This window comes from Escherichia sp. HH41S, assembly GCF_009820115.1.
GTDB classification, from domain to species: Bacteria; Pseudomonadota; Gammaproteobacteria; order Enterobacterales; family Enterobacteriaceae; genus Escherichia; species Escherichia coli_F.
Map to the genome: position 1 here is coordinate 1 of NZ_VNXE01000086.1, position 24,298 is coordinate 24,298.

General features: G+C 53.0%; 21 protein-coding genes and 2 tRNA genes. 11 read left to right on the forward strand and 12 right to left on the reverse strand.

Annotated features, from left to right (window positions below; genetic code table 11):
- Window positions 1-2 precede the first annotated feature (2 nt).
- The 8 genes from FQZ95_RS15995 to mltB all read right to left on the reverse strand — a co-directional run bounded on the left by FQZ95_RS15995 (window position 3) and on the right by mltB (window position 7,416).
- Window positions 3-76: transfer RNA gene (locus tag FQZ95_RS15995), tRNA-Arg, on the reverse strand.
- 3 nt (window positions 77-79) lie between these two features.
- Window positions 80-172, reverse strand: a tRNA-Ser gene (locus FQZ95_RS16000).
- Between the two features lie 314 nt (window positions 173-486).
- The gene (gene csrA / locus FQZ95_RS16005; protein ID WP_000906486.1) at window positions 487-672 is read right to left on the reverse strand and encodes a carbon storage regulator CsrA; all 186 of its coding nucleotides are present in this window, start codon (window positions 670-672) and stop codon (window positions 487-489) included.
- A 234-nt stretch (window positions 673-906) separates the two neighbouring features.
- Window positions 907-3,537, reverse strand: a complete 2,631-nt coding sequence (alaS, locus tag FQZ95_RS16010) for an alanine--tRNA ligase (protein ID WP_160530416.1) — start codon at window positions 3,535-3,537, stop codon at window positions 907-909.
- Between the two features lie 127 nt (window positions 3,538-3,664).
- Window positions 3,665-4,165 carry a recombination regulator RecX gene (gene recX, locus FQZ95_RS16015; RefSeq protein WP_032184980.1) on the reverse strand — a complete coding sequence of 167 codons (501 nt, stop codon included), beginning with the start codon at window positions 4,163-4,165 and terminating at the stop codon, window positions 3,665-3,667.
- A gap of 67 nt (window positions 4,166-4,232) precedes the next feature.
- Window positions 4,233-5,294 carry a recombinase RecA gene (recA, locus tag FQZ95_RS16020; RefSeq protein ID WP_000963143.1) on the reverse strand — a complete coding sequence of 354 codons (1,062 nt, stop codon included), beginning with the start codon at window positions 5,292-5,294 and terminating at the stop codon, window positions 4,233-4,235.
- A gap of 79 nt (window positions 5,295-5,373) precedes the next feature.
- Entirely contained in the window at window positions 5,374-5,871 is a 498-nt protein-coding gene (gene pncC / locus FQZ95_RS16025; protein ID WP_032184981.1) for a nicotinamide-nucleotide amidase, read from the reverse strand.
- A gap of 459 nt (window positions 5,872-6,330) precedes the next feature.
- Window positions 6,331-7,416 (reverse strand): lytic murein transglycosylase B, encoded by a 1,086-nt coding sequence (mltB, locus tag FQZ95_RS16030; RefSeq protein ID WP_001352999.1) that lies wholly within the window; start codon window positions 7,414-7,416, stop codon window positions 6,331-6,333.
- Window positions 7,417-7,671: 255 nt separating this feature from the next.
- Between mltB and srlA the strand changes: the two genes are divergently transcribed.
- The 7 genes from srlA to gutQ all read left to right on the forward strand — a co-directional run bounded on the left by srlA (window position 7,672) and on the right by gutQ (window position 12,619).
- On the forward strand, window positions 7,672-8,235 hold the full coding sequence (gene srlA, locus FQZ95_RS16035; protein WP_000573321.1) for a PTS glucitol/sorbitol transporter subunit IIC: 564 nt from the start codon (window positions 7,672-7,674) through the stop codon (window positions 8,233-8,235).
- On the forward strand, window positions 8,232-9,191 hold the full coding sequence (gene srlE / locus FQZ95_RS16040) for a PTS glucitol/sorbitol transporter subunit IIB (protein ID WP_000196932.1): 960 nt from the start codon (window positions 8,232-8,234) through the stop codon (window positions 9,189-9,191). The genes srlA and srlE overlap by 4 nt, the downstream gene beginning before the upstream one ends.
- A gap of 10 nt (window positions 9,192-9,201) precedes the next feature.
- Window positions 9,202-9,573: a PTS glucitol/sorbitol transporter subunit IIA gene (srlB, locus tag FQZ95_RS16045; protein WP_000216201.1), complete on the forward strand. Its 372-nt coding sequence runs from the start codon at window positions 9,202-9,204 to the stop codon at window positions 9,571-9,573.
- 3 nt (window positions 9,574-9,576) lie between these two features.
- Entirely contained in the window at window positions 9,577-10,356 is a 780-nt protein-coding gene (gene srlD / locus FQZ95_RS16050) for a sorbitol-6-phosphate dehydrogenase (protein ID WP_001077351.1), read from the forward strand.
- Window positions 10,357-10,461: 105 nt separating this feature from the next.
- Window positions 10,462-10,821: a transcriptional regulator GutM gene (gutM, locus tag FQZ95_RS16055; RefSeq protein ID WP_000252910.1), complete on the forward strand. Its 360-nt coding sequence runs from the start codon at window positions 10,462-10,464 to the stop codon at window positions 10,819-10,821.
- A 66-nt stretch (window positions 10,822-10,887) separates the two neighbouring features.
- The gene (srlR, locus tag FQZ95_RS16060; RefSeq protein ID WP_000804546.1) at window positions 10,888-11,661 is read left to right on the forward strand and encodes a glucitol operon DNA-binding transcriptional repressor SrlR; all 774 of its coding nucleotides are present in this window, start codon (window positions 10,888-10,890) and stop codon (window positions 11,659-11,661) included.
- Complete coding sequence (gene gutQ, locus FQZ95_RS16065; RefSeq protein ID WP_032184984.1) at window positions 11,654-12,619, forward strand: arabinose-5-phosphate isomerase GutQ; 966 nt, start codon at window positions 11,654-11,656, stop codon at window positions 12,617-12,619. The genes srlR and gutQ overlap by 8 nt, the downstream gene beginning before the upstream one ends.
- Here gutQ and norR read toward each other — a convergent pair.
- Window positions 12,616-14,130, reverse strand: a complete 1,515-nt coding sequence (gene norR / locus FQZ95_RS16070; protein ID WP_088542231.1) for a nitric oxide reductase transcriptional regulator NorR — start codon at window positions 14,128-14,130, stop codon at window positions 12,616-12,618. The two genes, gutQ and norR, sit on opposite strands and share 4 nt — an antisense overlap.
- A 186-nt stretch (window positions 14,131-14,316) precedes the next feature.
- On the opposite strand from norR, the gene norV reads away from it, so the two are divergent.
- Window positions 14,317-15,756, forward strand: a complete 1,440-nt coding sequence (gene norV, locus FQZ95_RS16075) for an anaerobic nitric oxide reductase flavorubredoxin (protein ID WP_000029632.1) — start codon at window positions 14,317-14,319, stop codon at window positions 15,754-15,756.
- Complete coding sequence (gene norW / locus FQZ95_RS16080; RefSeq protein WP_160530417.1) at window positions 15,753-16,886, forward strand: NADH:flavorubredoxin reductase NorW; 1,134 nt, start codon at window positions 15,753-15,755, stop codon at window positions 16,884-16,886. The genes norV and norW overlap by 4 nt, the downstream gene beginning before the upstream one ends.
- A gap of 126 nt (window positions 16,887-17,012) precedes the next feature.
- Here the strand turns inward: norW and hypF are convergent, their stop codons facing one another.
- From hypF to ascG, 3 genes are all read right to left on the reverse strand, one after another.
- A complete protein-coding gene (gene hypF / locus FQZ95_RS16085; RefSeq protein ID WP_160530418.1) occupies window positions 17,013-19,265 on the reverse strand; it encodes a carbamoyltransferase HypF in 2,253 nt (750 codons plus the stop codon).
- 152 nt (window positions 19,266-19,417) lie between these two features.
- On the reverse strand, window positions 19,418-19,945 hold the full coding sequence (gene hydN, locus FQZ95_RS16090) for an electron transport protein HydN (RefSeq protein ID WP_001078777.1): 528 nt from the start codon (window positions 19,943-19,945) through the stop codon (window positions 19,418-19,420).
- 148 nt (window positions 19,946-20,093) lie between these two features.
- On the reverse strand, window positions 20,094-21,104 hold the full coding sequence (gene ascG, locus FQZ95_RS16095; protein WP_202384162.1) for a DNA-binding transcriptional regulator AscG: 1,011 nt from the start codon (window positions 21,102-21,104) through the stop codon (window positions 20,094-20,096).
- Between the two features lie 259 nt (window positions 21,105-21,363).
- Here ascG and ascF point away from each other — a divergent pair, with 259 nt between their 5' ends.
- Window positions 21,364-22,821: a PTS cellobiose/arbutin/salicin transporter subunit IIBC gene (gene ascF / locus FQZ95_RS16100; RefSeq protein ID WP_160530420.1), complete on the forward strand. Its 1,458-nt coding sequence runs from the start codon at window positions 21,364-21,366 to the stop codon at window positions 22,819-22,821.
- 8 nt (window positions 22,822-22,829) lie between these two features.
- Window positions 22,830-24,254 (forward strand): 6-phospho-beta-glucosidase AscB, encoded by a 1,425-nt coding sequence (ascB, locus tag FQZ95_RS16105; RefSeq protein ID WP_160530421.1) that lies wholly within the window; start codon window positions 22,830-22,832, stop codon window positions 24,252-24,254.
- Window positions 24,255-24,298 lie beyond the last annotated feature (44 nt).

The following is a 24,298-nucleotide window of genomic DNA, read 5'->3' on the forward strand; positions in this document are numbered from 1 at the left end:
GGTGCATCCGGGAGGATTCGAACCTCCGACCGCTCGGTTCGTAGCCGAGTACTCTATCCAGCTGAGCTACGGATGCAAATGGCGGTGAGGCGGGGATTCGAACCCCGGATGCAGCTTTTGACCGCATACTCCCTTAGCAGGGGAGCGCCTTCAGCCTCTCGGCCACCTCACCACACGCCTCTTACGAGTGCTTCGAAGAACTTGTTTATCGCTCATCGTCGCTGCGTGGCGCACATATTACTTTCTGAGACTTATAAGTCAAACAATTTTTCCCACACTTTTATCGTTTGCACACTTCACGCTCAATTAGTCTGTAAAAACGTCAAAAAGAGTGTTTTATCAACAGAAAAACGGAGGTCTGACAGATAGCAGTAATGCAAAAAATGGAGACTAAAGTTGAATGAACGGGAGTAAAGCGAAAAAACAATGGAGTGAAGGAGGAATTTTGAGGGTGCGTCTCACCGATAAAGATGAGACGCGGAAAGATTAGTAACTGGACTGCTGGGATTTTTCAGCCTGGATACGCTGGTAGATCTCTTCACGGTGAACAGAAACTTCCTTCGGGGCATTTACGCCAATACGTACCTGGTTGCCCTTTACCCCTAAAACTGTCACGGTGACCTCATCCCCAATCATGAGGGTCTCACCAACTCGACGAGTCAGAATCAGCATTCTTTGCTCCTTGAAAGATTAAAAGAGTCGGGTCTCTCTGTATCCCGGCATTATCCATCATATAACGCCAAAAAGTAAGCAATGACAAACACATTACATGTAAGCAGTCATGGCATTACATTCTGTTAAACCTAAGTTTAGCCGATATACACAACTTCAACCTGACTTTATCGTTGTCGATAGCGTTAATGCGAATGCCGCAAAGCGAGTCCACGGCATTGCCTGACGCTTATATTATTGCAATTTCGCGCTGACCCAGCCTTTCACACTGGCTAACGCTGCAGGTAAGGCCGCAGCATCCGTACCACCGGCTTGCGCCATGTCAGGACGTCCACCACCCTTGCCGCCCACCTGCTGAGCGACCATACCAATCAGTTCCCCTGCTTTCACACGATCTGTGACGTCCTTAGATACGCCTGCAATCAGAGAAACCTTACCTTCGGCTACCGTTGCCAGCACGATAATTGTCGACCCCAGCTGATTTTTTAAATCGTCAACCATGGTACGCAACATTTTCGGCTCAACACCGCTAAGCTCGCTAACCAACAGCTTAACACCATTAACATCAATTGCCTTACTGGAAAGATTTGCGCTCTCCTGTGCGGCAGCCTGTTCTTTAAGCTGTTGTAACTCTTTTTCCAGCTGACGCGTACGTTCCAGTACTGAACGCACTTTATCAGCCAGATTATTGCTATCGCCTTTCAGCAGATGTGCGACTTCGCTTAAGCGATCGCTGTCTGCATGAACGGTGGCGATAGCGCCTTCTCCGGTTACCGCTTCGATACGACGAACGCCTGCAGCAGTACCCGATTCAGAGATGATGCGGAACAGACCAATATCACCAGTGCGGCTGGCGTGAGTACCGCCACACAGCTCGGTGGAGAAATCGCCCATGCTCAGCACACGTACGCGCTCATCATACTTCTCGCCGAACAGCGCCATCGCACCTTTCGCTTTCGCCGCTTCGAGATCCATGATGTTGGTTTCGATCGGCAAGTTACGGCGAATCTGTGCGTTCACCAGGTCTTCGACCGCACGAATCTCTTCTGGTTTCATCGCTTCGTTGTGTGAGAAGTCGAAGCGCAGCACCTTGTCGTTAACCAGTGAACCTTTCTGCGATACATGAGTACCCAGAACCTGGCGCAGCGCAGCGTGCATCAGGTGCGTTGCGGAGTGATTCAGACGAATACGGGCGCGACGAGCCTCATCAACATCAGCCTGCACCGCGTCGCCCACTTTCAGAGAACCCGCAGCAAGTTTACCGATGTGACCAATCGCCTGGCCGTATTTCTGCGTATCTTCCACCGCGAAGGAGAAGTTAGCGCCTTTCAGTTCGCCTTTATCACCAACCTGACCGCCGGATTCCGCATAGAATGGCGTTTGATCCAGCACGACCACAGCTTCCTGGCCTGCATTGATGGCATCAACCGCTTTACCATCAACAAACAGCGCGGTCACTTTGCCGTTCAGTTCCAGATGGTCATAGCCTTTAAATTCAGATGCACTATCAACACGGATCATTGCGTTGTAATCGGCACCAAAGCCGCTGGCTTGGCGCGCGCGACGACGCTGCTCTTCCATTGCTGCTTCAAAACCAGCTTCGTCAACTTTGATGTTGCGCTCACGACAAACATCAGCCGTCAGGTCAACCGGGAAACCGTAGGTGTCATACAGACGGAAAGCAGTTTCGCCATCCAGCGTATCGCCAGAAAGTTTCGCCAGCTCTTCGTCCAGCAGCGCCAGACCGCGCTCCAGAGTGCGGGCAAACTGCTCTTCTTCAGTCTTCAGCACCTGCTCAACCTGCGCCTGCTGGCGTTTCAGGTCTTCACCCGCAGAGCCCATAACGTCGATCAGCGGACCAACCAGTTTGTAGAAGAAGGTTTCTTTCGCGCCGAGCATATTACCGTGACGCACTGCGCGACGAATGATACGACGCAGTACATAACCACGGTTTTCATTGGACGGCATTACGCCATCCGCGATCAGGAACGCACAAGAACGAATGTGGTCAGCGATTACGCGCAGCGATTTATTGCTCAGATCGGTCGCGCCAGTGACTTTCGCTACCGCCTGGATCAGCGTGCGGAACAGGTCGATGTCATAGTTAGAGTTAACGTGTTGCAGCACCGCAGCAATACGCTCCAGACCCATACCGGTATCTACAGACGGCTTCGGCAGCGGTTCCATCGTGCCATCTGCCTGGCGGTTGAACTGCATGAAGACGATGTTCCAAATCTCAATGTAACGGTCGCCGTCTTCTTCCGGACTTCCCGGAGGGCCACCCCAAATGTGGTCGCCGTGATCGTAGAAGATTTCGGTGCACGGGCCACACGGACCAGTGTCACCCATCTGCCAGAAGTTGTCAGATGCGTATGGCGCACCTTTGTTATCGCCGATGCGAATAATACGTTCGCGCGGGATCCCTACTTCTTTTTCCCAGATTTCGTAGGCTTCGTCGTCGCTTTCATAGACGGTAACCCACAGACGCTCTTTCGGCAGGGCAAACCATTTTTCGCTGGTCAGCAGTTCCCATGCAAACTGAATAGCATCGTGTTTGAAATAGTCGCCGAAGCTGAAGTTGCCCAGCATTTCGAAGAAGGTATGGTGACGCGCGGTGTAACCGACGTTTTCCAGGTCGTTGTGTTTACCACCTGCACGCACGCAGCGTTGGGAAGTGGTAGCGCGGGAATAATTACGCTTGTCGAGCCCAAGGAACACATCCTTGAACTGGTTCATCCCGGCGTTGGTAAACAACAAAGTTGGGTCGTTATGGGGTACCAGGGAGCTGCTGGCAACTACCTGATGTCCCTTACTATGGAAAAAGTCGAGAAACGCCTGACGGATCTCAGCGGTGCTCTTGCTCATAATTATCCTGAAATCAAGCTAACGAAATATCGCCACCAGCGACAGCGTGTCTTAACCGCTGGGCTGGTAACTGAAAAGTGGGAATAAGATAAGTTTTCTTGACTGGGAAGTAAAATACCGTATGCGTTCAGTCGGCAAAATTTCGCCAAATATCCTGGATATCCTCCATCAGATAGCCGCGATAGAGCAGAAAACGCTGGATCTTAACTTTTTCTGAAAAGACAGTTGGCAAAGGTTCGCCATATTTTCGCGTCGCCTGATCGCGCGCCAGTGCACACCAGTCGATGTCACATTCACGCATCGCTTTTTCTGTCGCCTCGCGGGAAAGACCTTTCTGATTCAGTTCCTGACGGATACGCGCCGGACCGTAACCTTTGCGGCTCCGGCTGGCGATAAAGCGCGCCACAAATCGGCTGTCATCGAGATAGCCATGTTCATGGCACCAGGCAATAACACGCTCGTAATCTTCTGCCGTGGCATCAATCTCTTCCGGGCCATTTTTGCCCATAATCGGTGCCGCGAGTTTACGCCGCAGTTCTTGCTCACTGTGATCGCGCACCGCCAGAATGCGTACCGCACGATCCAACAGGCGAGCATATGCCGGGCGACGGGATGTTGATTCTGTCATGGCATACCCTTACAACTTAAAAAGCAAAAGGGCCGCAGATGCGACCCTTGTGTATCAAACAAGACGATTAAAAATCTTCGTTAGTTTCTGCTACGCCTTCGCTGTCATCTACAGAGAAATCCGGCGTTGAGTTCGGGTTGCTCAGCAGCAACTCACGTACTTTCTTCTCGATCTCTTTCGCAGTTTCCGGGTTGTCTTTCAGCCAGGCAGTCGCATTCGCTTTACCCTGACCGATCTTCTCACCTTTGTAGCTGTACCACGCGCCTGCTTTCTCGATCAGCTTCTCTTTCACGCCCAGGTCAACCAGTTCGCCGTAGAAGTTGATACCTTCGCCGTAGAGGATCTGGAATTCAGCCTGTTTAAACGGCGCAGCGATTTTGTTCTTCACCACTTTCACGCGGGTTTCGCTACCCACCACGTTTTCGCCCTCTTTCACCGCGCCGATGCGACGGATGTCGAGACGAACAGAAGCGTAGAATTTCAGCGCGTTACCACCGGTAGTCGTTTCCGGGTTACCGAACATCACACCAATTTTCATACGGATCTGGTTGATGAAGATCAGCAGCGTGTTGGACTGCTTCAGGTTACCCGCCAGCTTACGCATCGCCTGGCTCATCATACGTGCCGCAAGGCCCATGTGAGAGTCGCCGATTTCGCCTTCGATTTCCGCTTTCGGTGTCAGTGCCGCCACGGAGTCAACGACGATAACGTCTACTGCGCCAGAACGCGCCAGAGCGTCACAGATTTCCAGTGCCTGCTCGCCGGTGTCCGGCTGGGAGCACAGCAGGTTGTCGATATCGACGCCCAGTTTACGTGCATAGATTGGGTCCAGCGCGTGTTCAGCATCGATAAACGCACAGGTTTTACCTTCACGCTGGGCTGCGGCGATCACCTGTAACGTCAGCGTGGTTTTACCGGAAGATTCCGGTCCGTAGATTTCGACGATACGGCCCATCGGCAGACCACCTGCCCCAAGCGCGATATCCAGTGAAAGCGAACCGGTAGAGATGGTTTCCACATCCATGGAACGGTCTTCACCCAGGCGCATGATGGAGCCTTTACCAAATTGTTTCTCAATCTGGCCCAGTGCTGCCGCCAACGCTTTCTGTTTGTTTTCGTCGATAGCCATTTTTACTCCTGTCATGCCGGGTAATACCGGATAGTCAATATGTTCTGTTGAAGCAATTATACTGTATGCTCATACAGTATCAAGTGTTTTGTAGAAATTGTTGCCACAAGGTTTGCAATGCATACGCAGTAGCCTGACGACGCACCGCATCACGGTCACCGCTGAAGCATTCCCGGCGGGTAATGCCTTCGCCGCGGGCAGTGGCAAAAGCAAACCAGACAGTGCCGACAGGTTTCTCTTCACTGCCGCCATCCGGCCCAGCGATACCGCTGATAGACACGGCATAATCAGCACGAGCCGCTTTCAGTGCGCCTATCGCCATTTCCACCACGACGGGTTCGCTCACCGCGCCGTGCTGCGCCAGCGTCTCTTCGCGTACGCCGATCATCTGCGCTTTGGCTTCGTTACTGTAGGTGACAAATCCGCGTTCAAACCAGGCGGAACTACCGGCAATATCGGTAATCACTTTCGCTACCCAACCGCCGGTACAAGACTCGGCAGTTGTTACGGTTGCGCCACGGGCTTTCAGCGCCTGCCCTACCTGTTCGCTTAACTGCATCAGTTCACTGTCAATCATCACAACCTCAGTCAGTCAAAAAATATATGCCGGACAAGATAGCACTTTCCCGCAGAAGATGGGGACGAGCGATTGATTTTACGAGTTGCGTTCCGGAAAAAGACTGTTGCGACCAGTCGGTAAAGAAAAAGCGCTACCATGCCGCGTTCACATTGATATGTATTCACAGGGAGAGAATAGCAATGGCAACAAAGAAAACGGATAACACGCCACAAAACGTGCTTAAACAAACCACGCAAATGCGTATTTGGGTCATCATTGGTGGCATCGGCGCACTGGTTTCAGTGATATGTAAAATTTTATCTTCTGGCTACCTTGAACCTTTCGACTTCGGTCAGGCTGCGTTAGGCGTTGTCTGCCTGGGATATGCGATATCGCTGTCGAAAAAATCAAGCAATTACGTCATTCGAATAAACAGTAAGAAAACAGAGGGAAGTTTAACCCCCCTCTTGCAAATAGTTACTGCACGCGCGCCAGTGCCACGGCTTGTCCTAACTGCCAGACGGCCATTGCGTAATGGGTGCTGTGATTGTAACGGGTGATAGTGTAGAAGTTCGGCAAACCGTACCAGTACTGATAACCGGTGCCAACATCCAGGCGCAGTAAGCTGGCCTGCTGATGATTGCCCAGCGGCTGCTGTGGCGTTAGTCCAGCTGCAGCAAGTTGTGAAATGCTGTACTTGGTTTTGAAGCCATTCGGTAAGCCTGGAGCCTGACCGTTTGCCATCACCGCAACCTGATCACCTTTCACCCAGCCGTGCGCTTTAAAATAGTTCGCCACACTACCGATGGCATCAACCGGATCCCACAGGTTGATATGCCCGTCGCCGCTAAAATCCACTGCATATTGTTTATAAGACGATGGCATAAACTGACCGTAGCCCATCGCACCGGCAAAAGAGCCTTTCAGATTGAGCGGATCGTCCTGCTCGTCGCGCGCCATCAGCAAGAAGGTTTCCAGCTCACCAGAGAAATACTCCGCGCGGCGTGGGTAGTTAAATGACAGCGTTGCCAGCGCATCGAGGATACGGGTTTTCCCCATCACGCGTCCCCAGCGAGTTTCGACGCCGATAATCCCGACGATAATTTCCGGCGGTACACCATACACCTGCCACGCACGATTCAACGCGTCTTCATACTGATTCCAGAAAACCACGCCGTTTTGCACGTTGTCCGGCGTAATAAATTTTTTGCGATAACGCAGCCATGCGCCGTTCGGACCTGATGGCGGTTTCACCGATGTGGTTGGTGCCTGGTTATCCATCAGCCGCAATACCGAATCCAGACGTTTCGCCTGGGAGAGAATTTCCTGCAACTGCTGACGATTGAAACCGTGTTTGCTCACCATTTTGTCGATGAACTGCTGGGCATTCGGGTTGTTAGCGAAATCGCCGCCCATCTGCATCACATTGTGCTGCGGCTCAAGCAGGAAGCCGCCAGACGGCGTTCCGGTGGTCGTTTCAGTCTCAGTAGGTTTTGGCTTGCTGCTACAGGCGGCAAGCAACACAAAAAGGGGAAGCAATGTTACATAACGACGCTTGAACATGAGGGGTCCATTTAACAGATTCAACCAGGGGCAAGTATGGTAAAGCATCACGCCCCGCACAAGGAAGCGGTAGTCACTGCCCGATACGGACTTTACATAACTCAACTCATTCTCCTCGCTATCCTTTCATTTAAACTTTCAAGTTAAAATATTTATCTTTCATTTTGCGATCAAAATAACACTTTTAAATCTTTCAATCTGATTAGATTAGGTTGCCGTTTGGTAATAAAACAATAAATCCTGAAGGAGAGAACAATGATAGAAACCATTACTCATGGTGCAGAGTGGTTTATCGGGCTGTTCCAAAAGGGCGGAGAGGTGTTTACCGGGATGGTGACCGGCATTCTTCCGCTGTTGATTAGCCTGCTGGTTATCATGAACGCACTGATTAATTTTATCGGTCAGCATCGTATTGAACGTTTTGCTCAACGTTGCGCCGGTAACCCTGTTTCCCGTTACCTGCTGTTACCGTGCATTGGCACGTTTGTCTTTTGCAATCCGATGACCTTAAGCCTGGGTCGCTTTATGCCGGAAAAGTACAAACCCAGCTATTATGCGGCGGCCTCTTATAGCTGCCACTCAATGAATGGCCTCTTCCCCCATATCAACCCTGGCGAACTGTTTGTTTATCTTGGCATTGCCAGCGGTCTGACAACGCTGAACCTGCCACTTGGCCCACTGGCGGTGAGCTATCTGTTGGTTGGTCTGGTGACCAACTTCTTCCGCGGCTGGGTAACCGATCTGACCACCGCTATTTTTGAGAAAAAGATGGGCATTCAACTTGAACAAAAAGTTCACCTGGCAGGAGCAACATCATGACACGTATTCGGATCGAAAAAGGAACGGGTGGCTGGGGCGGCCCGCTTGAGCTGGAAGCCACACCGGGCAAAAAAATCGTCTATATCACCGCCGGTACACGTCCTGCAATTGTCGACAAACTGGCACAGCTTACTGGCTGGCAGGCTATCGACGGATTTAAAGAAGGTGAACCCGCGGAGGCAGAAATTGGTGTCGCAGTAATCGACTGTGGCGGCACATTACGCTGCGGCATCTATCCAAAACGGCGTATTCCCACCATTAATATCCACTCGACGGGCAAGTCCGGCCCGCTGGCGCAGTACATTGTGGAAGATATTTATGTCTCTGGCGTGAAAGAAGAAAACATCACTGTAGTGGGTGATGCGACCCCCCCCCTCTCCTCCGTAGGGCGTGACTATGACACCAGCAAGAAAATCACCGAACAAAGCGATGGTTTACTGGCGAAGGTAGGAATGGGCATGGGTTCTGCCGTTGCCGTGCTGTTTCAATCTGGCCGTGACACCATCGACACTGTATTAAAAACCATTCTGCCGTTTATGGCGTTCGTCTCGGCGCTCATTGGCATCATTATGGCTTCTGGCCTTGGTGACTGGATTGCCCACGGTCTTGCTCCGCTGGCGAGCCATCCACTGGGTCTGGTCATGCTGGCGCTCATCTGCTCCTTCCCGCTGCTTTCACCTTTCCTCGGCCCAGGCGCAGTTATCGCACAGGTTATCGGCGTATTGATTGGCGTGCAGATTGGTCTCGGCAATATTCCGCCGCATCTGGCTTTACCTGCACTGTTTGCCATCAACGCGCAGGCGGCCTGCGACTTCATCCCGGTCGGTTTGTCGCTGGCGGAAGCCCGTCAGGACACGGTTCGCGTCGGTGTCCCTTCTGTACTGGTGAGCCGCTTTTTAACCGGCGCGCCGACTGTACTGATCGCCTGGTTTGTCTCCGGTTTTATCTATCAATAGAGGCTGAAACATGACCGTTATTTATCAGACCACCATCACCCGTATCGGCGCGAGTGCCACTGACGCCCTCAGCGACCAGATGCTCATCACCTTTCGTGAAGGCGCGCCTGCGGATCTCGAAGAGTATTGCTTCATTCATTGCCACGGCGAGTTGAAAGGTGCACTCCATCCCGGTTTGCAATTTTCGCTCGGGCAGCATCGCTATCCGGTGACCGCCGTTGGCAGCGTGGCGGAAGACAACCTTCGCGAACTGGGTCATGTCACCCTGCGCTTCGATGGTTTAAACGAAGCGGAATTTCCGGGCACTGTCCATGTGGCAGGCCCTGTACCCGACGATATCGCGCCGGGATCGGTTTTGAAGTTTGAATCTGTTAAGGAGTAAAAAATGAATCAGGTTGCCGTTGTCATCGGTGGTGGGCAAACCTTAGGCGCGTTCCTGTGCCACGGTCTGGCTGCCGAGGGGTATCGCGTCGCGGTTGTCGATATTCAGAGCGACAAAGCCGCAAATGTGGCGCAAGAAATTAACGCCGAATATGGTGAAGGAACAGCGTACGGTTTTGGTGCTGACGCCACCAGCGAGCAGAGCGTTCTGGCGCTCTCTCGTGGGGTAGATGAAATCTTTGGTCGCGTGGATTTACTGGTCTACAGCGCCGGAATAGCAAAAGCAGCCTTTATCAGCGACTTCCAGCTCGGCGATTTTGATCGTTCGCTACAAGTTAACCTAGTGGGCTATTTCCTGTGTGCGCGTGAATTCTCGCGTTTGATGATCCGCGACGGTATTCAGGGACGTATTATTCAGATCAACTCGAAATCCGGCAAAGTGGGTAGTAAGCATAACTCTGGTTACAGTGCAGCGAAATTTGGTGGCGTAGGGCTGACTCAATCACTGGCACTGGATCTGGCTGAGTATGGCATTACGGTCCATTCGCTGATGCTCGGTAACCTGCTGAAATCACCGATGTTCCAGTCATTGTTGCCGCAATACGCGACCAAGCTGGGTATCAAACCGGATCAAGTCGAGCAGTATTACATCGACAAAGTACCGCTCAAACGCGGCTGCGATTATCAGGATGTGCTGAATATGCTGCTGTTCTACGCCAGTCCAAAGGCATCGTACTGCACTGGACAGTCGATTAATGTCACCGGCGGTCAGGTGATGTTCTGATCAACAGCGGAGATCCGTTAAGGATCTCCGCGAGACTAATAGAATGCCTGATGCGCTACGCTTATCAGGCCTACAGGACTTCCGCCACTACATTAAGGAAAAGTTATGGTATCCGCACTCATCACCGTCGCCGTTATCGCCTGGTGTGCGCAACTGGCCTTAGGCGGCTGGCAAATTTCTCGTTTTAACCGTGCCTTCGACACACTATGCCAGCAAGGGCGGGTTGGCGTGGGCCGTTCCAGCGGGCGCTTTAAACCGCGGGTCGTGGTCGCCATCGCCCTGGACGATCAGCAGCGCATCGTCGATACCTTGTTTATGAAAGGACTGACCGTCTTCGCCCGACCGCAAAAAATTCCCGCAATTACAGGCATGCATTCTGCTGATTTACAGCCCGATGTGATCTTTCCCCATGATCCACTATCACAGAATGCTCTATCATTGGCGCTTAAACTGAAACGTGGATAATTTCGTTGTGAATGTTACTAGCTTGCGAAGTTATCATTTTGAAACCTAAATCAGGTAATCACGCCCATGAAACCTCGTCAGCGTCAGGCCGCCATTCTGGAGTACCTGCAAAAGCAGGGGAAATGCTCGGTTGAAGAATTGGCGCAATACTTTGACACCACAGGCACAACCATTCGCAAAGATCTGGTCATTCTGGAACATGCAGGAACCGTCATTCGTACTTATGGCGGCGTGGTGTTAAATAAAGAGGAATCCGATCCACCTATCGATCATAAAACGCTCATCAACACCCACAAGAAAGAGCTGATTGCAGAAGCTGCCGTCAGTTTTATTCATGATGGCGATTCAATCATTCTTGATGCTGGCAGTACCGTATTACAGATGGTGCCCCTGCTCTCGCGCTTTAATAACATCACGGTGATGACCAACAGCCTGCACATCGTCAATGCGCTATCCGAACTGGATAACGAACAAACTATCCTGATGCCGGGCGGCACATTTCGTAAAAAATCGGCCTCATTTCACGGGCAGCTGGCAGAGAACGCCTTCGAACATTTCAGCTTCGATAAATTGTTTATGGGCACCGACGGCATCGATCTCAATGCGGGCGTAACCACGTTCAACGAGGTTTATACCGTCAGTAAGGCAATGTGCAATGCCGCGCGCGAAGTGATTTTGATGGCGGACTCATCAAAGTTTGGCCGTAAAAGCCCCAACGTAGTTTGCAGTCTTGAAAGCGTCGATAAGCTAATTACCGACGCAGGTATCGATCCGGCGTTTCGTCAGGCGCTGGAAGAGAAAGGGATCGATGTGATCATAACCGGAGAGAGCAATGAGTGAAGCACTACTGAACGCGGGACGTCAGACGTTAATGCTGGAGTTGCAGGAAGCAAGCCGTTTACCAGAACGTCTGGGCGATGATTTTGTTCGCGCCGCCAATATCATCCTGCACTGCGAAGGCAAAGTGGTGGTTTCGGGAATTGGCAAATCGGGCCACATTGGTAAGAAAATCGCCGCAACACTTGCCAGTACCGGCACACCGGCTTTTTTTGTCCATCCGGCAGAAGCACTGCACGGCGATCTTGGGATGATTGAAAGCCGCGATGTGATGCTGTTTATCTCTTACTCCGGTGGCGCGAAGGAACTGGATCTGATTATTCCGCGTCTGGAAGATAAATCTATCGCGCTGCTGGCGATGACCGGCAAACTGACGTCACCGCTGGGCCTGGCGGCGAAAGCGGTGCTGGATATTTCGGTAGAACGCGAAGCCTGCCCGATGCACCTTGCGCCGACTTCCAGCACTGTGAATACCCTGATGATGGGCGACGCACTGGCGATGGCGGTCATGCAGGCGCGTGGATTTAATGAAGAAGATTTTGCCCGCTCCCACCCAGCTGGGGCACTGGGCGCTCGCTTGCTGAACAAAGTGCATCATCTGATGCGCCGTGATGACGCCATCCCGCAGGTGACGTTAACCGCCAGCGTGATGGATGCGATGCTGGAACTCAGTCGCACCGGTCTGGGACTGGTAGCCGTGTGCGACGATCAACGGCTGGTGAAAGGCGTCTTTACCGATGGGGATTTACGTCGCTGGCTGGTTGGCGGCGGTGCACTCACCACGCCAGTTAATGAAGCGATGACGGCAGGCGGCACGACGTTGCTATCGCAAAGTCGCGCCATCGACGCCAAAGAGATCCTGATGAAGCGCAAAATCACCGCCGCACCAGTGGTGGATGAAAATGGCAAACTTACCGGCGCAATTAACCTGCAGGATTTCTATCAGGCCGGGATTATTTAATCCTTCAGCCCCAGACGTTTCGCCAGCCGATGCAGGTTGGCGACGTCGGTTTCCAGCATCCGTGCGCTGGCAGCCCAGTTGTGATGATTTTGTGCCAGCGCCTGGCGAATAGTTTCACGCTGGAACGCTTCTGTCGCTTCACGCAGGTTTTGCTTAACAATAGGCACCGCCGCCGCTTCTGGCGGCGGCAACGTCACCTCAGGAAAAGCAAAATGTTGCGCCTCAAGAATCACTTCATCGCCGCTGCGGGTCGCTCTCGCCAGCACTACCGCCCGGTGAATAGCATGTTCCAGTTCACGCACGTTTCCCGGAAAACTATAATGTTGCAATAAATTCCGCGCCCCGGAACTTAACACCACGCGGGAAAGCCCCAACCGCAGGCGGCACTGCTCACAGAAATACCCCGCCAGTAGAATGACGTCATCGCCCCGCTCACGCAGCGGCGGCACTGAAAGTGGAAACACGCTCAGACGATGAAACAAGTCAGCACGAAATCGCCCTGCCAGCACCTCTTCGCGCAAGTCGCGGTTAGTCGCCGCCAGCACGCGCACATCGACCCGCAAACTACGGTCATCGCCAACGCGCTGAATATCGCCATACTGCAACACCCGCAGCAGCTTGGCCTGCAATGCCAACGACAACTCGCCGATCTCATCCAGAAACAGCGTGCCGTTATCCGCCATTTCAAACTTCCCGCTGCGGTTACTGATAGCGCCAGTAAACGCCCCTTTCACGTGCCCGAACAGTTCACTTTCCGCCACACTTTCCGGCAGTGCGGCACAGTTGAGATAGACCAGCGGATTCACCGCCCTTGGCGAGGCTTCATGAATCGCTTTCGCCACCAGCTCCTTACCGGTTCCCGTCTCACCGCTGATCAGGACGTTGAGATCGGACGCCGCCACAATCTCAATCTCTTTTTTCAATTGCGTCATGCCTGGCGACAAGCCAATCATCTGCGTCTGTTTCACCGCTTCAAACGGCGCGGCATCGCCCGGCAGCATATTCTGACTTTCCAGTTGTTCAATCAGCAACGCATTGCTTAACGCCCCCGCCGCCAGAGCGGCAATCAGCCGTAACTCCTCGTCGCTGAAAACATCGAACTGATCGGGCTGCATCCCGTCGAGCGTCAATGCGCCAATCAGGTTTTGTCCAGCAAACAGCGGTAGACCAACGCAGGCGTGAACCTTCAGACTCTCCTGCCCGGGAATCAAACCGTCATAGGGATCGGGCAATTCGCTGTCTGCGGGAAAGCGCACCACGTCCCCGGCGCGGGCAATCGCTTCCAGCCGTGGATGACCTTCCAGGGCAAAGCGTCTACCGAGTACATCCTTTGCCAGTCCGTCGATGGCAAGCGGAATAAACTGCCGCGAGTCGTAACGTAGCAACGCAGACGCATCGCACTCCAGCACCTGACGCAACGTGGTGATCAGGCGCTGAAAACGATCCTGATGACCAATCCCACGCTGCAATTCGATGGCGATATTCGCCAGCACATCAACGGAAAAACTCATCTTTGCCTCACTGTCAATTTGACTATAGATATTGTCATATCGACCATTTGATTGATAGTCATTTTGACTACTCACTAATGAGCATAAATTAATTTATAGATTAAAAACAATTAGATAAAAAACTGGCACGCAATCTGCAATTAACAAGACATCTTTTTAGAACACGCTGAATAAATTGAGGTTGCTATGTCTATTGTGGTGAAAAATAACATTCATTGGGTTGGTCAACGTGACTGGGAAGTGCGTGATTTTCACGGCACGGAATATAAAACGCTGCGCGGCAGCAGCTACAACAGCTACCTCATTCGCGAAGAAAAAAACGTGCTGATCGACACCGTCGACCATAAATTCAGCCGCGAATTTGTACAGAACCTGCGGAATGAAATCGATCTGGCGGATATCGATTACATCGTAATTAACCATGCTGAAGAGGATCACGCCGGGGCGCTGACCGAACTGATGGCGCAAATTCCCGATACGCCGATCTATTGTACTGCCAACGCTATCGACTCAATAAATGGTCATCACCATCATCCGGAGTGGAATTTTAATGTGGTGAAAACTGGTGACACGCTGGATATCGGCAACGGCAAACAGCTCATTTTTGTCGAAACGCCAATGCTGCACTGGCCGGACAGCATGATGACTTACCTGACGGGCGACGCGGTGCTGTTCAGTAACGATGCTTTCGGTCAGCACTACTGCGACGAGCATCTCTTCAACGATGAAGTGGATCAGACCGAGCTTTTCGAGCAGTGTCAGCGTTACTACGCCAATATCCTGACACCGTTCAGCCGCCTGGTAACGCCGAAAATCACCGAGATCCTGGGCTTTAACTTGCCGGTCGATATGATTGCCACCTCTCACGGTGTGGTGTGGCGCGATAACCCAACGCAAATTGTCGAGCTGTACCTGAAATGGGCGGCGGATTATCAGGAAGACAGAATCACCATTTTCTACGACACCATGTCGAATAACACCCGCATGATGGCTGACGCTATCGCCCAGGGGATTGCGGAAACCGACCCGCGCGTAGCGGTGAAAATTTTCAACGTCGCCCGAAGCGATAAAAACGAAATTCTGACCAATGTCTTCCGCTCAAAAGGCGTGCTGGTCGGCACGTCGACGATGAATAACGTGATGATGCCGAAAATCGCCGGGCTGGTGGAGGAGATGACCGGATTACGCTTCCGTAACAAACGCGCCAGTGCTTTCGGCTCTCACGGCTGGAGCGGTGGTGCGGTGGATCGTCTTTCCACGCGTTTGCAAGATGCTGGCTTCGAAATGTCACTTAGCCTGAAAGCCAAATGGCGACCGGACCAGGACGCTTTGGAGTTATGCCGTGAACATGGTCGTGAAATCGCCCGTCAGTGGGCGCTTTCGCCGCTGCCACAGAGCACGGTGAATACGGTGGTTAAAGAAGAAACCTGTGCCGCCACGACGGCTGATCTCGGTCCGCGGATGCAGTGCAGTGTCTGCCAGTGGATTTACGATCCGGCAAAAGGCGAGCCAATGCAGGACGTTGCGCCAGGAACGCCGTGGAGTGAAGTCCCGGATAACTTCCTGTGCCCGGAATGCTCCCTCGGCAAAGACGTCTTTGACGAACTGGCATCGGAGGCAAAATGAGCAACGGCATTGTGATCATTGGTTCAGGCTTCGCCGCCCGCCAACTGGTGAAAAATATTCGTAAACAGGATACCGGTATTCCATTGACCCTGATTGCCGCCGACAGCATGGATGAGTACAACAAACCTGATCTTAGCCATGTGATCAGTCAGGGGCAACGTGCCGACGACCTTACCCGCCAGACGGCGGGTGAATTTGCCGAGCAGTTTAATCTGCGCCTGTTTCCGCACACCTGGGTGACGGATATCGATGCCGAAGCCCATGTGGTGAAAAGCCAGAATAATCAGTGGCAATACGACAAGCTAGTGCTGGCTACCGGAGCCAGCGCCTTTGTCCCGCCGGTGCCTGGGCGTGAGTTAATGCTGACGTTAAATAGTCAGCAAGAGTATCGCGCCTGTGAAACACAACTGCGGGATGCCCGACGGGTGTTGATTGTAGGCGGTGGTTTGATTGGTAGCGAACTGGCGATGGATTTTTGTCGGGCAGGCAAAGCAGTCACGCTAATCGACAATGCTGCCAGTATTCTGGCGTCGTTAATGCCACCGGAAGTAAGCAGTCGCTTACAGCATCGGCTGACGGAGATGGGCGTTCATCTGCTGTTGAAATCTCAGTTGCAGGGGCTGGAAAAAACGAATTCTGGCATTCTGGCAACGCTGGACCGCCAGCGCAGCACCGAAGTGGATGCGGTAATTGCCGCCACCGGACTGCGCCCGGAAACCGCCCTGGCACGACGTGCAGGGCTGACGATTAATCGCGGCGTTTGCGTCGATAGTTATCTGCAAACCAGTAATGCCGATATTTACGCGCTGGGCGATTGCGCAGAAATTAACGGTCAGGTGTTGCCGTTCCTCCAGCCGATTCAACTTAGCGCGATGGTGCTGGCGAAGAACTTGCTCGGTGGAAACGCACCGCTGAAACTTCCCGCCATGCTGGTAAAAATCAAAACGCCGGAATTACCGCTGCATCTGGCAGGGGAAACCCAGCGTCGGGATTTGCGCTGGCAGATTTGTACCGAAAGCCAGGGAATGGTGGCGCGCGGCGTTGACGATGCCGACCAGCTTCGCGCCTTTGTAGTCAGTGAGGATCGGATGAAAGAGGCGTTTGGATTGTTGAAAACCTTGCCGATGTAGGCGGACTACTGTGCCCAAAATGTCGGATGCGACGCTGGCGCGTCTTATCCGACCTACGGGGAGCGCATGTGTTGGCCGGATAAGGCGTTCACGCCGCATCCGGCACTGCGTCCAAATGCAACACGTTTATCCGTTCTGGACTTCACCCGCCACCCAACGGGCCGCAACAATAACCCCCTGCCCCAGAGACAACCCGCCATCCCCCGCCGGTAAACTCTGCGGGAAGAGCAACGTAAAATCAGCAAGATAATGCGCCAGACGTGCACGCAGCAAACGGTTATGAATAACCCCACCGCTAAATACCAGCGTAGTGATACCGCACATTGTGGCCTGCTCACGCATCAACGCGGCAAAACCCTGCGCCAGCGCATCATGAAACGCCCACGCGCGTTGATTAACCGGTGCCTGCCAGCTCAGCCACTGCTGCCAGAAAGTGGCGAGATCCAGCTGATTGTCCACCAGCGGCATCGTCACCGGATGCGTCACTCCCTGGCATGAAGCCGCCAGCGCCTCGAGGGCGCAAGCCGCTTCACCTTCATAACTTAACGTGGCTGGCGCACAGCCCAGTGCCGCCGCCACAGCATCGAACAAACGCCCGCACGATGACGCCAGCGGCGCGTTAATTCCACGCTCAATGGCCCGCGCCAGCACGCTCCAGTTTTGCTGTTGCACACTTGCCGTTTCAGGGTAATTCTGCCACTCCGGCACAAAGCGCAGGCACTGCGCCAGCAGGTTTCGCCACGGCTGCTTTGCCGCCAAATCGCCACCAGCAAGCGCCACCGCAGGCAAGCCACCCAGGTGCTGGCATTCGCGATAGTTCACCCGCAAGCACTCGCCGCCCCATAAAGCGCCGTTTTCGCCCATACCAATACCGTCGAGCGTCAAAGCAATGACATCACTGCCATCCAGCGGCCAGTGATGTTCTGCCAGACACGCCGCCGCATGAGCATGATGATGCAGCACCGTTTGCGTCGGCAGATTCATTTCGCGCGCCCACTGGCTGGAGACATAGCCCGGATGCGCGTCATGCACAACGTATTGCGGGGTAAAATCGTAGATGTTTTGCATCAGACGCAACGCTTCGCGCCACTGCATCTGAATGCCATCGTCACTTAAATCGCCCAAATGTTGACTCAACACCGCCTGTTCACCACGCACCAGACAGAAGGTATTTTTCAGATCCGCACCGAGACACAGCACAGGAGGAATATTTTTAAAGCCCGGAGGCAAAGCCAGCGCATCCGGTACATACCCCCGCGAGCGGCGCAACATTTCGCCACTTTCGCGCACCACTGAATCATCCATCCGCTGCACGATGTCGCGGTTATGAATCAAGAATCCGTCGGCAATGTCCTGCAAGTCCTCCAGCGCCTGTTCGTTGCTGATAGCCGGTGGTTTACCGCTCAGGTTGCCGGAGGTCATCACCAGCGGGCATTGCAGTTCCTGTAACAGCAAATGCTGGAGCGGATTCGCAGGCAACATCACCCCGACTTCGTTAAGGCCAGGGGCGATATCGTCACAAAGTTCCGGAACATATATTTTATCCACCAGTACAATCGGCGCGGCGGGCGTGGTGAGCAACTGACGGGCAGCGTCGGGCAAACCTTCTGCCGTTGGCAACATAACCGCCAGCGGTTTCGCCGGGCGATGTTTGCGCGCCCGTAGTGTCGCCACCGCGTTACTGTTACGCGCATCGCAGGCGAGATGAAATCCGCCAATCCCTTTGATAGCGACAATGTTGCCCATTTTTAACTGAGCGATAGCCGCCTGTAATGCCGCCTCTTGTTTCGCATGTTCACCATGACTTAGCCATTCAAGATGTGGGCCACACTCCGGGCAGGCCACCGGCTGGGCGTGGAAGCGACGATCGAGCGGGTCGCAATATTCTTTATCGCAGGCCGGACATAGCGGAAACGCCGCCATCACGGTAAACGGACGGTCGTAAGGCATCGCGCGAATAATGGTGAAACGCGGGCCGCAGTGGGTACAGTTGATAAACGGATAACGATAACGCCGTTCGCCTGGGGTATTCATTTCGGCAAGACAGGCAGGGCAAGTTGCGGCATCGGGAACAATTTGCGTATTCATGACGCCGCCCGCGCTCTGGCGGATGGTGAACTCAGTGGGCGGCTGCATCCAGATAAACGGCTCACATTCGACGCTATCAATACGCGCCAGCGGCGGACAATCCTGATGCAATTGAACAAGAAACGTTTCCGGATCTTCCAGCAACCGGACTTCTACGCCATCGCCGTCATTACAGACATCGCCGTGAAGATTTAATTGCTGTGCCAGTTGCCAGACAAAGGGACGAAAACCGACGCCCTGCACTTTGCCACGAATACGCAGTTGGACACCGCAAGATGTGTTTTTTGCCATTGAGTTATTCCCGCCATCATGAATTGCGTAACCCGCCCAGCCGGACACGACCGCGTCGCATCCGGTAGTCACAGGTTGGCGATACCGCCCGCTCCGTATTCTACGAATATTTCCGGGAATTCCTTTGATGCCAGAACAGTTCTGTAAGATTTTTAGAACATCAGCGCCGTGCGGCGGCGTTTTTCTGCGCTCAGTTGTTCAAGTTTATTTCGATCGACACAAATCAGCGCATGGGTCGGGCAAGCAGCCATACAGGCCGGGCCGTCTTCACGATGGTTACAGAGGTCGCATTTATTGGCTTCGGCTTTGTCAGCGCGTACGTTAAGCCCTGCGCCGCTGTTGCGAATCACCGGACGCACTACCACTTCCATCGCACCATACGGGCAAGCCACAACGCAGGTTTTGCAACCAATGCAACGTTCCTGCATGACATGAACAAACCCTTTATCACGGCTGATAGCACCATTCGGGCAGACGTTAGCGCACGGTGCATCTTCACACTGACGGCAGACTGTCGCCGTGGAAATGTTCACACCTTTAATGACATGGATTCGCGGTAAAAAAGTTTCCGGGGTCAGCGATGCACAGTCCTGATTCTCCTGATGAGAAACCACGCACGCCACTTCACAGGTACGACAACCAATACATTTACTCGCGTCAGCAATGATGAAACGGTTCATCAAATTCTCCAGCAATGACAGTTAATGCGCCGATACATTCACAAATCATGCCAACTTTTAATTGATTGTTATTTAAAGAAATTAAATTCTGCAATGCAGAAAAAACGATGTCATCGACACTAGTGACGATGACATGTGATGACAATGCTTATCGCGAAAGATCAATGAGGGAGTCGCGGCGGATCAGTTTTCCGCTGAAGGTTTTCGGCGGTGTGTAAGCACCACCATCGAGCATAAATATCAGCCGCCCAATTATTTCCTGAATCATCTCAGTCACCGGAATTTTTACGCTGGATAGCGCCGGAACGGTGTAGGGAGCAATTGCGATATCATCAAATCCGATAACTGACACCTGCTCTGGCACCGCTACGCCGCGCTCGTGAAACGCTTTCATCGCACCTATCGCCATATCGTCGTTACTGGCAACTAACGCGCTAAATTTAGCCCCACGTTCGAGCAACGTTTCTACCCCTTCGGCCCCGCTGGCAGGCGTCCATTTACCGTTAGCGATAAGTTTTTCATTGAGTGCAATACCATGCTGCGCCAGCGCGTCTTTATATCCGGCAAGGCGTTCAATGCTGGTGGGGGAATCCATCGAACCAGTAAGGAAAGCAATCTCCTGATGTCCGGCGTTTATCAACTCTGCCACGGCGTTAAAGCTGGTCTGTTTATGATCGCACCAGACGCTATGGCTACTGTTTTTGCGCAGGCGGCGATTGAGCACCATTATCGGCTGATTGTGTGCATCAATGATGTCATCAATCTCATCCACGCTTAAAAAGCGCGGGTAAATCATAATGGCGTCGCAGCGCAGATCCAGTAGATACTGAATCGCCTGGCGTTCTTCTTCGGCGCTATGTTTGCCATCTGCCAATAGCAGCTGACGCCCTTTCTCTTCCGCCATTCTCGCGGTATGAAACAGTAATTCACTAAAATAAATGCCGTGGTAAAGCGTGTTGGTCACTACCAGCCCTAGCGTCTGGGTACTCTTCGCTGACAGATTGCGCGCCAGCAAATTTGGGCGGTAACCGCTCTCTTCTACCGCCTGAAACACGCGATCTTTAGTCTCCTGGCTGACGTAGCCATTACCTGAAAGCACGCGGGAAACGGTCGCTTTTGAAACCCCGGCGCGCTTCGCCACTTCCAGCATCGTCGTCATCATTTTCATCCCTTTACACGCAATGAACGCAGTGTACTGCACCGTTGGCTGATTGTCCTTGCGCAAGCAGCGGGAAAAATATTCAGGTGACCGGTTTCACAAATATAAAAAATGAGCAATTAACTCTCTTGCTTAATCAGTATCAACTATTCATGATTTTGTGAAACCGGTTTCTTAATTCCGTTTCAGCATCGGCAATTTCCCGTCACGTCGACTGATAACAACTACCTCTACCCTACTGATAACAGGATAAAATCCGATGGCCAAAAATTATGCGACGCTGGCACGCTCGGTGATAGCGGCACTGGGCGGCGTTGATAACATCTCGGCAGTCACGCACTGTATGACGCGTTTACGCTTTGTTATCAAAGATGATGCACTGATCGACAGCCCAACGTTAAAAACTATCTCCGGCGTGCTCGGTGTGGTACGTAGTGACAACCAGTGTCAGGTGATTATCGGTAATACGGTTTCGCAGGCCTTTCAGGAAGTTGTCAGCTTGTTACCTGGAGATATGCAGCCCACGCAGCCCGTGGGGAAACCCAAACTCACGCTACGTCGCATTGGTGCGGGGATCCTGGATGCGCTGATCGGCACCATGTCACCGCTGATCCCGGCGATCATCGGCGGATCGATGGTCAAACTGCTGGCGATGATCCTCGAGATGAGCGGCGTGCTGACAAAAGGATCGCCGACCTTAACTATTCTCAATGTGATTGGTGATGGTGCTTTCTTCTTCCTGCCGCTGATGGTCGCTGCTTCTGCCGCCATCAAATTTAAAACCAATATGTCGCTGGCGATTGCCATTGCGGGTGTGCTGGTACATCCGAGTTTTATTGAGCTGATGGCGAAAGCGGCCCAGGGTGAACATGTTGAATTTGCCCTGATTCCGGTCACCGCGGTGAAATACACCTACACAGTGATCCCGGCGCTGGTGATGACCTGGTGCCTGTCATATATCGAACGCTGGGTGGACAGCATTACGCCAGCGGTGACGAAAAACTTCCTCAAGCCGATGCTGATTGTGTTGATTGCCGCACCGCTGGCAATCCTGCTGATTGGCCCGATTGGTATCTGGATCGGTAGCGCCATTTCGGCGCTGGTTTACACCATTCATGGTTATCTGGGCTGGCTTTCAGTCGCCATTATGGGCGCACTGTGGCCTCTGCTGGTAATGACTGGAATGCACCGCGTCTTTACGCCAACCATCATTCAAACTATTGCCGAAACCGGCAAAGAAGGAATGGTCATGCCATCAGAGATCGGCGCTAACCTGTCGCTGGGCGGTTCATCACTGGCGGTGGCGTGGAAAACGAAAAACCCGGAACTGCGCCAGACGGCGCTGGCGGCGGCGGCATCGGCCATTATGGCGGGGATTTCCGAACCGGCATTATACGGCGTGGCGATCCGCCTGAAACGTCCGCTTATCGCCAGTCTTATCAGCGGTTTTATTTGCGGCGCGGTTGCCGGTATGGCGGGGCTTGCCAGCCACTCAATGGCAGCGCCGGGATTATTTACCAGCGTGCAGTTCTTCGATCCGGCGAATCCAATGAGCATCGTCTGGGTGTTCGCCGTCATGGCGCTGGCGGTCGTGCTGTCATTTATCCTCACACTGTTGCTCGGCTTTGAGGATATTCCTGTTGAGGAAGCGGCTGTCCAGACGCGAAAGCATCAGAGCGTACAACCGACCGTCGCCAAAGAAGTAAGTCTTAATTGAGGATGAAAATGTCAGTATTTCCGCAAGATTTTTTATGGGGCGGCGCGCTTGCCGCCAACCAATCTGAAGGTGCGTACCGTGAAGGTGGCAAAGGGCTGACCACGGTCGATATGATCCCGCACGGCGAACATCGAATGGCGGTGAAACTGGGGCTGGAAAAACGTTTTCAGTTGCGCGATGACGAGTTTTATCCCAGCCATGAGGCGACGGATTTTTATCATCGTTATAAAGAAGATATCGCCCTGATGGCAGAGATGGGATTCAAGGTTTTTCGCACCTCGATTGCCTGGAGCCGCCTCTTTCCGCAGGGCGATGAACTGACGCCCAACCAGCAGGGCATTGCTTTTTACCGCGCGGTATTTGAAGAGTGTAAAAAGTACGGTATCGAACCGCTGGTCACGTTGTGTCACTTCGACGTGCCGATGCATCTGGTCACTGAATATGGCTCCTGGCGTAACCGCAAGCTGGTGGAGTTTTTCAGCCGCTACGCCCGGACCTGCTTTGAAGCATTTGATGGCCTGGTGAAATACTGGCTCACCTTCAATGAAATCAACATTATGTTGCATAGCCCGTTCTCCGGCGCGGGTCTGGTGTTTGAAGAAGGGGAAAATCAGGATCAGGTGAAATATCAGGCTGCGCATCACCAACTGATTGCCAGTGCGCTAGCCACCAAAATCGCTCATGAGGTTAACCCGCAAAATCAGGTGGGCTGTATGCTGGCGGGCGGCAACTTCTACCCTTACAGTTGCAAGCCGGAAGATGTCTGGGCAGCGCTGGAGAAAGACAGGGAAAACCTGTTTTTTATCGATGTGCAGGCGCGGGGCGCGTATCCGGCTTACTCTGCCCGCGTATTCCGCGAAAAAGGGGTAACCATCGACAAAGCACCGGGCGATGATGAAATCCTGAAAAACACCGTCGATTTTGTCTCTTTCAGCTATTACGCCTCGCGCTGCGCCTCGGCGGAGATGAACGCCAACAACAGCAGTGCGGCGAACGTAGTGAAATCGCTGCGTAACCCGTATCTACAGGTGAGCGACTGGGGCTGGGGTATTGATCCACTCGGTCTGCGTATCACTATGAACATGATGTATGACCGTTATCAGAAGCCGCTGTTTCTGGTGGAAAACGGCCTGGGCGCAAAAGATGAATTTGCTGCCAATGGCGAGATTAACGACGACTATCGCATCAGCTATTTACGCGAACATATCCGCGCAATGGGCGAAGCGATTGCAGACGGCATTCCGCTGATGGGCTACACCACCTGGGGCTGTATTGATTTAGTTTCCGCGTCAACGGGTGAAATGAGCAAACGCTACGGTTTTGTCTATGTAGACCGTGACGATGCAGGCAACGGCACGCTGGCGCGCACGCGTAAGAAATCGTTCTGGTGGTATAAAAAAGTGATTGCCAGTAACGGTGAGGATTTAGAGTAAGTAACCGTGCCGGATGCGGCGTGAACGCCTTATCCGGCCTACAA